We start from the raw sequence: 12,701 nt of genomic DNA, 5'->3' as shown, positions 1-12,701 counted from the left end.
GAGGGCTCATGGCAGCTTCATCATCTCTTGGATCCGTTGATCCGTAAGAAGAACCTGCCAAGTGTGCCGGACATCACGGGGCCTCCGGTTCCGGCACTCTCAGGATCACGGCATCGTCGGGGCCGACCGGGCGGCCATCCTCAGTGCGAACCTCGAGGCGAATGGTCTTTCCGGTATCACGCTCCACGAGTTTCGAGTGCTTTTCGCCGGGCAAGAACAAATGCTGTTCTCCCCATTGCCTCAAGGCAACCATGACCGGGAAAAGGTCACGCCCCTTCTCGGTCAGGCGATACTCCTGATGTGAACCGTCGCCGGCCGGAACAGCCTTCAGTATGCCCCGTGCGACCAGGGTGCGAAGCCGGTCCGAAAGAATGTTCTTGGCGATGCCAAGGCTCTTTTGGAACTCGTTGAAGCGGGTCAGCCCGTCGAACGCATCACGCACGATCAACAAAGACCACCAGTCGCCGATCGCGTCGAGTGACCTGGCGCTGGGGCAATAGTCTCCCTTGAGGCTCTTACGCCTGACCATCCGCCCCTCTCGCATGTCCTCGCAACGGACAGTGACCCCAAAAACAGGTTGCATAATAAAACCAATGCCCGCAGGATTCAATAGGTTTCATCATGAAACCTCAACGATCGGGAGGCTTCCATGCTATCGGGACGCAGCAGAACCCGCTCCGAAGACGTCAGCGCGGACATCCAGAGCGGGACGGGGGAGCAGCACCAGGAATGGTCCGGGGGTGAAGCCCCCAAGCAGGCTTCACCACGAGCATCGAGGCTGATCTACTTGTTGTTCGCGGTGGCTGCCGGCTTGGCCGTAGCCAACGCATATTTCGCTCATCCGCTCCTCGACCTGATGTCCGAGGATCTGCGTCTTCCGCGCGCGACCGTGGGCCTGGTCGTGGCTGCCACCCAGGCTGGGTATGGGCTGGGGCTCATCTTCCTCGTTCCGGTCGGGGATCTCATCGACCGACGCAAACTCGTCGTGGGGCAGCTTCTGCTCCTGGTCGCCGCGCTTGTCGCGGTTGCCAACGCCTCCACTGGCCCGATGCTGCTGGCGTCGATGGCCATGACGGGCCTCCTCGCGGTCGTGACGCAAGCCTTCGTCGCCTACGCAGCGAGCTTGGTGCGGCCGGCCGAGCGCGGCCATGTTGTCGGGATCGTCACGACAGGCATTGTCCTCGGCATCCTTCTGGCGCGCACCGTCGCCGGCGCATCCGCCGATCTTTCCGGCTGGCGTTCCGTCTATCTCCTGTCCGCGCTCCTGACTTTCATCGTCGCCGCAATCCTCGCCAAAGCGCTTCCACGAGACGTGCGCGCCAGGAGCCGGATCGCCTACCCGCGGCTCGTCGGATCCATGTTCACACTCTTCGTTGACGAGCCCGTGCTGCGCATCCGCGCCATCATCGGCATGCTGATCTTCGCCCAGGTCACGACACTGTTGACGCCTCTGGTGCTCCCGCTGAGCGCACCACCATTTTCACTGTCGCACACGGTGATCGGCCTGTTCGGACTGGCGGGTGCTGCCGGGGCGCTCGGCGCGGCCAAGGCTGGGCGGTGGACCGACCGCGGGCACGGGCAACGTGTTACAGGCGTCGCCCTCATCCTCATGCTCGTTGCCTGGCTGCCGATCTCGCTCCTATCCCATTCGATTTGGTGGCTGATCGCAGGGGTGCTTGTCCTCGACTTCGGGCTGCAGGCAGTGCATGTCACAAACCAGGGCATGATCTATCGTCAAAGGCCTGAGGCGCAGAGCCGCCTGACCGCCGCCTACATGGTCTTCTATTCCCTCGGCAGTGCTATCGGCTCCTCATCCTCAACATTGGCCTTTGACCATGCGGGCTGGACCGGCGTGAGCGCGCTTGGCGCCGCCATCGGTGTGGTTACGCTCGCCTTCTGGGCTCTCACCTTGCGCGCAACGCCCACATCGGCAACGCGGCCCTTGCATTGACCGACTGAGCTTCGGCGGCACGGGCTGGAACCCGGCGCCTCCTGAATCAGGAAAGTCGGCTTCGGCGAGCGTTGCCGCCCCACGCCGAGCATGCGCAATCGCTAGGCACGCAGTGGGCGCGCGTGCACCTGCTCACGCGCAGGCCGGCTCACGACACGTTTGATACAGAGTGCGGGCGCCACGGCATCGGCCAGATACCAAGCCGCCCCATCTTCCGCTCCCAGAAAACGACCGTTCTGTGGAGAAGGAAAATGTACAGAGCCATCGCCGAATTCTCTCGTGAACTCGCCCCGCTGGAAGACCGGCGCAGGTCCACGGTGCTCGACGTGATCAAGAAGACCCTGGGTGCCTGGGTCGATCGGGTGGAGAGCCGCCGCCGTCTCGCCGCCATCGCGGGCATGGATGCCCACCTGCTGCGCGACATCGGAATCACCCGCTCGGAAATCATGATCGAGACCAGCAAGCCGTTCTGGCGCGCCTGACGCCAGCCGCGGTCACCGGTCAAGCATCGTGCCGCCAAACCAACCCTAGGAGCCAGCAAGCAATGACCCGCCTCTTCCCGCGCACCGCAAGCGCCGCCACGATTTTCGCCGCGATGGTGATGCACGCCACCGCCCAAGCCGGCGAGATACGGCCGTTCGAAGGCTATGTCCTGCGGATGAAGGAGAACTGCACGGCAGTGATCTACTACGTCCCCACGGCCGAGAGCTTCCATGTCGTCACCACGGTGGCCGCCGACGGCGAAACCGCAGTCCGCTTCGTCTCGGACCTTACCGACGGACAATCCGTGGTCGTCGAAGCAGCGGGCGAACCGAAGCAGCCGCGGAGCGGCGTCAAGCTGACACGCACCGGCGACATGCTGCACATACGTCAGATCCCGATCGAGACCGCGTCGCCCGCCGCCGACACAAGGCAAGCCTCCTGATGCGGCAGATGGATGAGGCTCGATTCCCGATCTGTAGGCGATGTTCGCGGGCCCGACTGGGGGCGTTGCCCCCGCGGGCCCGTGTCGGCCGCCGCAGACCGGGGGTTCGCATATGTCGCTTCTGAAGAGAACAATACACCCCGGAAAGAACTTGCATGGGCTTGCCCGGCGCGATGGAGTGCCGGGCTACGCCCGCATCGTCGGACCAGGGCAGCACGGCATTGGACGTGACGTCCGTGCCGTAGTCCGAGACCATGACGGAGGCCGCCCGCGGCGTGAGACCAGTGTCGAGCGTGCGCGGGGACGCTCCGGCCGGCGAACCAGCATTGGCGCCGGCCGCCAAGCGTTCCATGATGGTATCGTAGATCAAGTTGAGTAATCGGAACCGCTGCCGCTCGCGACCGGCCATGCACGAGGACGATTGGCCAGCGGCTCGAAGAGCCGGGTCGGCGGCGCCAGCGGCGTCCGCTCGAGGGTGCCGTCCAGACGTCGCGACGCCCCCACATAGCAGGCGCCGCCTCGCGCCATGGCTGTTGCATTCTCTCCGGTCCAGACCGGACCCTCGGGACGCAAGAGGATGTGCAGGCGCCGGCTGCCGAAGCGTCGTCGCAAGACCGCATGTTCGCACATGCGGAAGGACAGCGCCGCATCCCTATAACGGCAGGCTCGCTACCCGTGGCCCGCTTAACGACAGATACCAGGATTTTGGGGCCATCAAGTCCCTGAGCCGAGCTTTATCGCTTACGACGCCGCCGAGCAACGGCCTGGGCTCGGCGCCCTCCGCCCCCAATGCTATGAAACATACTTCCGTCACCTCCAGGTCGCCGCGCGGCCCGGTGGATGAGGGAGGCATTGTGCGCGGCGAGCTTGTCGCAGGGGGTGACGATGCACCCGAACTGCCTGAGCTTGCCAACCGAGCTAGCGGCTCGGCCTGCGTGAGCAGGAGGGCAAAGTGCTCAAAGCGGCGCTTGGCTGATCCACTTCGAGCGGCTTGCCGCCGCGGCACGATTGATACATGGCGCCGACTGCCGCGGCATCGACCTGAAACAACACCGCCCTAGCGTGCGGTGGCGGCCGCGATGCGCCGCCCAATCCGAACGCTGGAGAACGAGGATGCTATCCAACAGTCACGACCGCTGCTGCTCGCGCCGTGGCCTGGCCGCCGGCCGGCGCGGCTTTCTTAAGCTCGCCGCTCTGGGCGGCGGCGCGACTCTGCTCAGCGCGGCGCCGCTGCGGCGAGCAGTAGCCGGAGGTGGCGTCGAGGTGCTGCTGCTGTCCTGCATGGACTACCGCCTCATGGACGATGTCACGCGTTACATGGACGGGCGAGGCCTGACCAACAACTACGACCACGTGATCCTGGCCGGCGCCAGCTTAGGCGCCATCACCGAAAAGGAGCCCGTGTGGGGCGAGACCTTCTGGCGGCATGTGGAGGTCGCCAAGTCGCTCCACCACATCCGCAAGGTGATCGTGATGGATCATCGCGACTGCGGTGCGTACCGCGTCCTGCTCGGGCAGGACTTGAAGGAAGATCGCGCTCATGAGGCCGCGGTGCATGGAGAGGTGCTACACCGGCTCGGCCAGCGGATCCGAGACCGGCATTCGGATCTCGAGGTCGAGCTGCTTCTGATGGCCCTCGATGGCAGCGTGGAAAAGGTCGCCTAGAGACAGGCTCTAGATCCGGCTCAATGCCGCATCGTCGTCGATCCGACCCCTGTCAGTTCATCGACGGCGATGCCGCATTTGCCGCACGCGTTCGGGTACGCGTCCCACCCCGCATCCGTCACCGTGACACGCCGTTCGACGACGACGCGGGCCCAGGTCCCGGCGACGATCCTGCCTTGCAGATGAGACCAGAGGCCGCGCCGGGTATCGCTTCGCCCGGCAGCGTGCGCCGCAACAAAGCGCTGCGCGCAAGCCAGAGGACCGCCTCGATGATGCACCGATGATCGGGGTAAAGCACCCGACCCCGGGCTTCCGAGGTGGCGGCAGCAGCGCAAGCCGGTGCCGCATGGCATCGGTCAGCATGGCCCCGATCGTCACGCCATCTCGGTTCGATTAAATCAGGCCTGGCACCATGCCCTCCGGCGACATGGCTCGACCTCTTACGTCCTTCCGGCGAACGCCCGCATGCAGCGCCCCCTGCCCCTCGTCATCGGCTCGTCGAAAAGCCGCAACTCACCCGATAGCCCAGGAGCACGACCTCCGCGAGACCGTCGACGCCGCCGAGGCGGCCTGGTCCCGGTCGGCCGCTACTGGTGAGACGTCATCGACCGCGATGTCGGGCCAACTCAATGCGTCGTCGATACGGCGGGCACCGGCCGGGAGCGATGAAGCAACGCTGCTACTGCGGTGATGCCTTGCCGTACTCGGCCGGCCTCATGCCAACATCGCGGGATCTCGAGGGGCAGGATTGGCGCACCGCACAGGCTCCGCCGACGTGCCGCGACGGCAGCGAGAAAAGAAGCAGCCGCCGAGGCGTGGCGCCTCGGCGGCTCGATCCGGCTGCGGAGGCGTTCCGCCTCCCGCGTCACGCGATGTCGAGAAGGTAGTCCTCGGCATACCCCGTGACATAGTCGATGCCGGCGATTAGACCGACCTTGTCGACGGTGACTGATGCCGCGTGGCCGTCCACCTCCCAGCTGAAGATCGTCTTGCCGGCCTGCTTGACCACGCTGATGTCGTGGAGGTCGATGTCGCAGAAAACCACCTTGTCGCCGCCGCTGCTGCCAGCGCCCTCGAATCCCGTGATCATGTCATGGCCGTCGCCACTCGACGCGCCGGCAAAATTGAACAGGAGTTCGTCCGCACCGGAGCCGCCGGCGAGGAGATCATTCCCCGATCCCCCGTCCAGGGTGTCGTTGCCACCCTCGCCATAGATCTTGTCGTTACCTTCGCGGCCATCGAGCCGGCCGTTGGCCGAGACGCCGTCATTGCCGGCGCCACCGTAGATCAGGTCGTCGCCGGTGCCGCCGTTCACGAGATCACTGCCGCTCCCACCGTAAAGCTTGTCGGCCCCGGTGCCGCCCAGCATCAGATCGTTGCCGCCCTCGGCCCGCATGACGTCATTGCCGGCATCTCCACGCAGGTCGTTGGCGCCGCCGTTTCCGGTGAGCATGTCCGCAAAGGCCGATCCACGCAGCCCCTCGATGCTGTAGAGCTCGTCGCCGGCCGCATGACCGCCCGATGCCGCTCCGGTTGCGAGATTCACGACGACGGCCCCGTTGGACGAGGCGTAGGACGCAACGTCAGAGCCATTCCCGCCGGAGATGATGTCGGCACCCGCCTTGCCTTCGAGGGTATCGTCGCCGTCCCGACCATAGAGCTCGTTCGCCTCGACGCTGCCGGTCAGGATGTCGCCGTAGCTCGAGCCCCACACATTTTCGATGCTGGCCAGAGTGTCGGTCTCGCCGTTCCAATCCGTGGCGATGTTCGACGTCAGCGAGACCGTGACTGCATCGCTCGCACTGGCATAGGACACGAGATCGGAGCCCGACCCACCGTCGATGCTGTCCGTACCGAGACCGCCAACGAGGATGTCGTTGCCGCCCAAGCCGAACAGATGATCGTTGCCGTTCATGCCGTTGATGGTATCGGCTCCATTCGTGCCGAAAAGAGCAAAGATCCCCTGGTCATTGCCACTGGTGCCATTAACGATCGCCATTTCTCCATTCCTTCCAGATGATCCGGCGGCAATTGATTCGGACCGTTGATTTACCCGGTACGGGCGCCGCTGGCCCTCTTATCGGCGCGGTCCGTTTCAGTTCTTTGCCGCGAAACCGTACGGCTGTTTCAATTGTGGCGTGATTTGCACCGATATACTGGGCTCAGAGAGTTCCTTGCCCATGGCCAGGCGCCGCGTCCGGAATGAAATGGGCCAGGACCGTCGGTCCTGGCTAGTCGTGGCCACGAATGTCACGTCGTGAAAAGCTCTGAAGTTCGGGTCAGCTCTCCCTGAGGCCCTTGCGTACACTGTCGCGCAACGGGGTCAGCAGGTAGTCGAGGAGCGTGCGCTCCGAGGTCGTTATCAACACGTCCGCAGGCATTCCCGGCGCCAAGGCAACGTCCGGCGGGAGGGTGCCAGGATCGATGGCGACTTGGGCACGGTAATAGGGCTGCCGGGTGGCTGCGTCTTCCAGCCGATCGGCCGAGACGTTCCTTACCAGCCCCTTGATCCGCGGCATCGAGCGGCTCTTGTAGGCCAGCAGATGCACTTGCGCGTCCAGCCCTGGATGAATCTCGTCGATGTCGGACGGCGTCACGCGCACCTCGAGAATCAATTCTGCGCCGGCCGGCACGATCGCCATGAGCGCCGCTCCCTGCTCGATGACGCCCCCGGTTGTCGTCACCTGCAGGTCGACAATGGTGCCGGCGACAGGAGCGGTAACGACAGTCCGTGCCAGCCGGTCTGCGGTGGCACGGAGCCGCTCGTTCAAACGCGCGAGATGCTGGCGGACATCGGCGAGTTCGGCCGCGGTCTTGTCGGCCTCCTCGCTGACGAGACTGGCCTGCTGTTGCCGGGCCTCTGCGATCCCTTGCCGTGCCTGCGCGATTTCGGCCCTGTCGGCGCCAATCGAGCCCTCGATCTGTGCCTGGGACCGCTCGAGCGCGAGCAGGCGCGGCCGGCGCTCCAGGCCCTTGGCGACCAGCCCTCGGACATCCGCGAGCTCGAGCTCGATCAAGGCGAGCTGCCGGCCGCTTGCTGCGATCTTTGCTTCCAGGCCCCGGATCTGCTCGCGCAGCTGCATGATCCGTTCTTCAAGCACGGCGTTTCGGTCGGCCAAGGCCGACCTGCGGCGACTTAGCCGATCGGCTTCGCCGGCGATCACACCCGCCAGAACTGGGTCGCCAGTGGCCGCTTCCAGCAGAGTCTCCGGGAAGCGTGGTGCTGCCGAGCCGTTCTGTTCAGCCACCAACCGCGCCTCGACGGCTCGGGCGGCATTCGCCTCGGCCATCAACGTCGCGTGCTCGGCGCGAGCCTGTGTGTCGTCGAGGGTCAACAGAACCTCGCCGGCAGCGATCATGCTGCCGTCCCTTACATGGATCTGCCGAACGATCCCGCCTTCGAGATGCTGGACGGTCTTGCGGCTCCCCTCCGGCACAACCACCGCAGGGGCGACGGCTGCGCCCGCCAGCGGGGCGACGGCGGCCCAACCGCCGAAGCCGCCGACGAAGGCGATGGTGACGATGGCGCCGGCCAGTACGGGCGCCCTCAGCGAAACCCGGGGGCCCGGTGCAGCTAGGGTCTGGGTCATGGGTCGGTCTCCGGAAATGCTCGAGGCGTGACGCCGTCAAGCGGCTCGGCTGGGACGCATCAGGTGCTGAAGCACCTCGTCGCGCGGTCCGAACCGCGCGACCGCGCCGCCTTCCAGGACAAGCACATGGGTTGCGCAGCGCAGGACGTTGGGACGGTGGGTGACGATCAGGACGGTCACGCCACCGGAAACGAGTGCCGCGAGGCATGCCTGCAGGGCCCCCTCGCCGGTCCCGTCGAGATTGGCGTTGGGCTCGTCCAGGATCACAAGGCTCGGGTCGCCGTAGAGGGCCCGGGCGAGGCCGATTCGTTGGCGCTGGCCGCCCGAGAGCGGCGCGCCGCCGTCGAGGATCCGCGTGTCGTAACCGCGCGGCAGCCTGAGGATCATGTCGTGCGCTCCGGCACGCTGAGCCGCGCGGACCACGGCGGCGGCGTCAGGCGCTGGCGCCATCCGGGCGATATTCTCGGCGACGGTGCCATCGAGCAGCATCGCTTCCTGTGGCAGATAGCCGATATGCCGGCCGAGCTCGGTTTCGGGGTAGTCCCCGAGCTTTGCGCCGTCGAGACGCACGGTCCCGGTCTTGCTCCTAATGGCGCCGGTTAGCAGCCGGCACAGCGTGCTCTTTCCGGAACCCGAGGAGCCAAGGATGCCGAGGCACTGGCCGGGCTCCAATGCGAAGCCGACATTGCGAAGGATCGGCTTGCCGGCCTCGTCGCTCAGCGAGAGTCCTTCGACTTCAAGCACCCCGCTCGGGGCAGGGAGGCTGGTTCGTGGCGGGGAGACGCCGGCGTCGACGAGTGCATGAATTCGTCTCCAGGCCTCGCGGGCCGTGGCAAGGGTGCGCCAGGATCCGATCAGCTGCTCGACCGGCGCCAGCGCCTTGCTGATGACCATCGAGCTCGCGATCATGCTGCCCGGAGCGAGTTCGCCACGAAGCACCAACCACACGCCAAGCCCGAGGGCGGCCGCCTGTACCGCAAGCCGCGCAGCGCGGGTGAGGCCGGTGATCACGCTGCCGCGTTCCATGGCGCGCTGCTGTGCCTCGAGCGCCGGCAGGAGCCGCTTCTCGATCCGTGTGACCAGCGCGTCGGTCATGCCCATGGCACGCGCCGGTTCCGCCCGCCGCGCCAGGGCGTCGGCGGCGGCCTGTGCCTGGATCTGCATGGCCGTGGCTTGCGCATGAGCCCGCTTGGTCAGGACGTCGTTCGCGAGCGCGAGCATGCAGAGTAGAGCGGCGCCAGCCAGAGCGAGAACCGCGAGCGCGGGGTGGAGAAGCCAGGCGAAGCCGGATGCGAGCGGAAGCCAGGGAAGATCCACAAGACCGATCGCCGCCGGTCCGGTCAGCGCCTGGCGCACCAGCGCGAGGTCCCGCAACCCCGTTGACCCGCCAGTTCCCCGCTGCAGGGCAGCTTTGGTCAACACCGAGGCGAGCCCCACCTCGAAGCGCGTGGCCGCCCGGGCGAGCAGCGTTCCGCGCACGGCTTCGAGCGCCGCGAGGGCCGCCAGCGCACCACCGGTCATGAGGCTAAGAAGCACCAGCGTCTCGATGCGGCCGCTGCCGAGGACGCGGTCAAAGATCTGCAGGCTATAGAGCGGCACTGCCAGCATCAGGAGGTTCAGGACGATGCTGAACAGGAAGACGGCCCAAAGCGCGAGGGCAAGCCCGCGCCGGACGTGAGCCCAGTGGGCGGACCCAATCTCGGTTTCCATGGACGGCTCCTCGCAGGGCACGGGCGCGAAGCGGCGTTCCTGCCTAAGAAGGATGCGGCGCGAGAAGGATGCGGCGCGGACTGGACGAAGGCGCCCGATCCGCACCAGCACCCGGTGGTCGTCAGCGCGTCACAGAATGAAGTCGAAGGAGGACAGGTTGATCGCTCCGTCCAGGACGATCTTCATCTCCGCCCCGTTCTCCTCAACGAGGTTGCACTCGATCACGGTGTCGCCGTTCTGGTGGAAGTAGCGGACCTGCCCCTCAGCCCAGAACCCGGACGTGCCGATGAAGCTGAAGGCTTGGTTGCCGGTGCTGTGCGACTTCGCGTCGATCCCCTCAAGAACGATCTTGTCGGACTGGCCTTGCGTGAAGTCGAAGATGGTATCGTACGAGCCGGGGTCGCTGTCCCCATAAGCCTCGTAGATGAACTTGTCCACGCCTTCTCCGCCAGTGAGCTGGTCGGCACCGTCACCACCGACGATCCTGTCCTGGCCCGCGCCGCCGAGGATGGTGTCGTGGCCGCCCTCGCCGCGCAGCAGATCGTTGCCGCCCTGGCCACGGAGCTCATTGGCGCCGTTGGTGCCCTTGAACTGGTCGTCGAAACCCGAACCGTTGAGGCTTTCGATGCTGAAGAGCTGGTCGCCCTCGGCATGGCCGAACAGCGTCGCGCCGCTCATCAGGTTTACATAGACGCCCTCGTTGGACAGATAATAGGACGCCATGTCCATGCCGTTGCCGCCCGAGATCTTGTCGGCGCCGCCCATGCCCTCGAGATAGTCGTCGCCCTTGGCCCCAAAGATCTCATTGACCGCCGCATCGCCGAGAAGCCAATCCCGCTGCGCGGAACCCCAAAGGTTCTCGATTGAAATCAGGGTGTCGCTGTCCCCGGCGATGTCGGTGGCGGTGGCAGTGCCATCCTTGATCGACGCCAGCACACCGCTGCTCGAGTACGCGAAGGAGACGAGATCGCTGCCCGCGCCGCCATGGAGCGTGTCGGATCCGAGGCCGCCAACGAGGATGTCGTTGCCCCCGTTGGCGTAGAGCTGGTCGTTGCCGTTCATACCGTCGATCGTGTCGCTGCCGCTGGTGCCGATGAGCGCGGTCGCCCCCATGTCGTTGCCGTTCGTGCCATAGATGATGGCCATTTCAGGGTCCTCTTTGCGAAACCGGCGGCTCACGGGCATCGAATGCATCCCGATGCCGTGCGCCGGCCGCCGCTTTATGGCCGAGCGATGTATCTGCCCCGTGCCGCGCAGCTGGGGCGAACGTTTCAAGCGTGTCGTGACACCGCCCACCTGTTGACCGGTTCACACACGCTCCATCGACAGGACGGGTTTCAGTGGCCGCCCGGCATGGGCATCATGCGAGCCAGGAGGATGGCAGATGGCCGCGACTGAAATCGTGATTGCCGACGACGAAGCCGATCTGAGGGAGCTCGTCAGCGACTATCTGGAGGCCCACGGCTATTCGACCCGCGTAGCAAGGGATGGACGCGCCCTGGACATGGCGCTCGCAGCACGGCGCGCCGACATCGTGATCCTCGACGTGGCCATGCCGGGAGAAGGCGGTCTGGAGATCGCGCGACGACTCCGCGCCTCGGACCCTCGGCTTGGAATTCTGATCCTGACCGGTGACATCACGCTCGCAAATCGGATCTCGGGCCTGCGGGACGGCGCCGACGACTACGTCACGAAGCCGTTCGAGCCGCGCGAGTTGCTGGCCCGCATCCGCAGCCTCGAACGTCGCCTAGCCTGCGCTCCTCCTCTTCCGAATGGCGACGCACCTCAGATCAGTCGAGGCCGTCTCCGCGCCGGCCCGTTGGACTTCGATACCACGGCACGCCGCGTCATCGGCGCCACCGGAACACCCATCGACTTGACTGCCATGGAGTACGATCTGCTGGAGGTTCTCGCACGGCACGCGGGCCAACCCCTCAGCCGTGCACGCCTGTCCGAGCTGGCGCATGGCCGCCCTCTCGGTGACGGCGATCGCAGCATCGACCTGCGGATCACGCGCCTGCGGCAGAAGGTCGAGAACGATCCGTCGGCCCCGGCGCTAATTCGCACGGTCCGGGGAGAAGGCTACATGCTCGATCCGGGCTGATCCTCTGGTTCCGCGGCCATGTGGATGTATCCCACACCGCGCACGGTGCGGATCAGCGCAGGGCGTTCCGGCTCGGTCTCCAGCTTGCGCCGCAGCCTCGCAATGCGGCTGTCGATGCTGCGGTCCAAGGTCTCGCCGTCCCGACCGGGTGCGAGTTGGATGAGTTCGTCCCGCGTCAGCATGCGATTGGCGTTCATCGCGAAAGCAGCGACAAGGTCGACTTCGGATGCGCGCAGTGGAACCTCCCCCCCGTCGGGCCCAAGAAGGACGAAGCGCTTCGGATCGAAGGCATAGCGTCCGAAGGGCAGCGTTTGCGGCATCGTCCTGCGACCGCGCCGGCGCAGAAGCGCCGTCACACGGGCGACGACCTCCGCAGGCTCGAACGGTTTCGTGATGTAATCGTCCGCACCGGCCTCCAGCCCGGCGACCCGATCAATCACATCGCCGATTGCCGACACCATGATGATGCCCGGGTCGTACGTGCTTCGCAGGCGCCGGGCGATGCTGAAGCCGTTCTCTCCAGGCAGGTTGAGATCGAGCAGCACGACGTCGGGCACACCCGCGCCACACAGGAAGTCGAGTTCCTTCCCGTCCGCAGCCGGCCGGGCTCGATGTCCGGCCGCCACCAGAATTTCGCAAAGAAGAGCCCGAATTTCGGGTTCATCGTCGACGACGATCAAGGTGCCTACGGACATTGCATCTCTCGACCGCTGCCGGTTCCCTGGCGTCCGGATATGCCGATCGAGCAAGTCCAAA

General features: G+C 65.8%; 11 protein-coding genes. 5 read left to right on the top strand and 6 right to left on the bottom strand.

The window, feature by feature from the left end; translation table 11 throughout:
* Positions 1-73: 73 nt before the first annotated feature.
* Complete coding sequence (locus tag JUB13_RS19300) at positions 74-529, bottom strand: winged helix-turn-helix transcriptional regulator (RefSeq protein ID WP_207481852.1); 456 nt, start codon at positions 527-529, stop codon at positions 74-76.
* A 120-nt stretch (positions 530-649) separates the two neighbouring features.
* On the opposite strand from JUB13_RS19300, the gene JUB13_RS19295 reads away from it, so the two are divergent.
* The 4 genes from JUB13_RS19295 (at position 650) to JUB13_RS19280 (ending at position 4,541) form a co-directional block, all read left to right on the top strand.
* Positions 650-1,951 (top strand): MFS transporter, encoded by a 1,302-nt coding sequence (locus JUB13_RS19295; RefSeq protein ID WP_207481851.1) that lies wholly within the window; start codon positions 650-652, stop codon positions 1,949-1,951.
* Between the two features lie 251 nt (positions 1,952-2,202).
* Positions 2,203-2,433 carry a DUF1127 domain-containing protein gene (locus JUB13_RS19290; protein ID WP_207481850.1) on the top strand — a complete coding sequence of 77 codons (231 nt, stop codon included), beginning with the start codon at positions 2,203-2,205 and terminating at the stop codon, positions 2,431-2,433.
* Between the two features lie 62 nt (positions 2,434-2,495).
* Positions 2,496-2,876, top strand: coding sequence for a hypothetical protein (locus JUB13_RS19285; protein ID WP_207481848.1), 381 nt, complete (start codon positions 2,496-2,498; stop codon positions 2,874-2,876).
* Between the two features lie 1,113 nt (positions 2,877-3,989).
* A complete protein-coding gene (locus tag JUB13_RS19280) occupies positions 3,990-4,541 on the top strand; it encodes a carbonic anhydrase (RefSeq protein WP_207481846.1) in 552 nt (183 codons plus the stop codon).
* Between the two features lie 865 nt (positions 4,542-5,406).
* On the opposite strand, the gene JUB13_RS19275 is transcribed toward JUB13_RS19280, so the two are convergent.
* The 4 genes from JUB13_RS19275 to JUB13_RS19260 form a co-directional block, all read right to left on the bottom strand.
* Positions 5,407-6,540: a calcium-binding protein gene (locus tag JUB13_RS19275; RefSeq protein WP_207481844.1), complete on the bottom strand. Its 1,134-nt coding sequence runs from the start codon at positions 6,538-6,540 to the stop codon at positions 5,407-5,409.
* A 280-nt stretch (positions 6,541-6,820) separates the two neighbouring features.
* A complete protein-coding gene (locus tag JUB13_RS19270; RefSeq protein WP_207481842.1) occupies positions 6,821-8,131 on the bottom strand; it encodes an HlyD family type I secretion periplasmic adaptor subunit in 1,311 nt (436 codons plus the stop codon).
* Between the two features lie 36 nt (positions 8,132-8,167).
* The gene (locus JUB13_RS19265; protein ID WP_207481840.1) at positions 8,168-9,841 is read right to left on the bottom strand and encodes a type I secretion system permease/ATPase; all 1,674 of its coding nucleotides are present in this window, start codon (positions 9,839-9,841) and stop codon (positions 8,168-8,170) included.
* A 129-nt stretch (positions 9,842-9,970) separates the two neighbouring features.
* Complete coding sequence (locus tag JUB13_RS19260) at positions 9,971-10,987, bottom strand: calcium-binding protein (RefSeq protein ID WP_207481838.1); 1,017 nt, start codon at positions 10,985-10,987, stop codon at positions 9,971-9,973.
* Between the two features lie 238 nt (positions 10,988-11,225).
* Here JUB13_RS19260 and JUB13_RS19255 point away from each other — a divergent pair, with 238 nt between their 5' ends.
* Positions 11,226-11,945, top strand: a complete 720-nt coding sequence (locus JUB13_RS19255) for a response regulator (RefSeq protein WP_207481836.1) — start codon at positions 11,226-11,228, stop codon at positions 11,943-11,945.
* On the opposite strand, the gene JUB13_RS19250 is transcribed toward JUB13_RS19255, so the two are convergent.
* Positions 11,924-12,640, bottom strand: a complete 717-nt coding sequence (locus JUB13_RS19250; RefSeq protein ID WP_407928160.1) for a response regulator — start codon at positions 12,638-12,640, stop codon at positions 11,924-11,926. The genes JUB13_RS19255 and JUB13_RS19250 overlap by 22 nt on opposite strands.
* Between the last annotated feature and the right edge of the window lie 61 nt (positions 12,641-12,701).

The sequence above is a fragment of the Arenibaculum pallidiluteum genome, from assembly GCF_017355985.1.
Classification (GTDB): domain Bacteria; phylum Pseudomonadota; class Alphaproteobacteria; order Azospirillales; family Azospirillaceae; genus Arenibaculum; species Arenibaculum pallidiluteum.
This window is presented reverse-complemented; position numbering and strand designations above follow the sequence as displayed.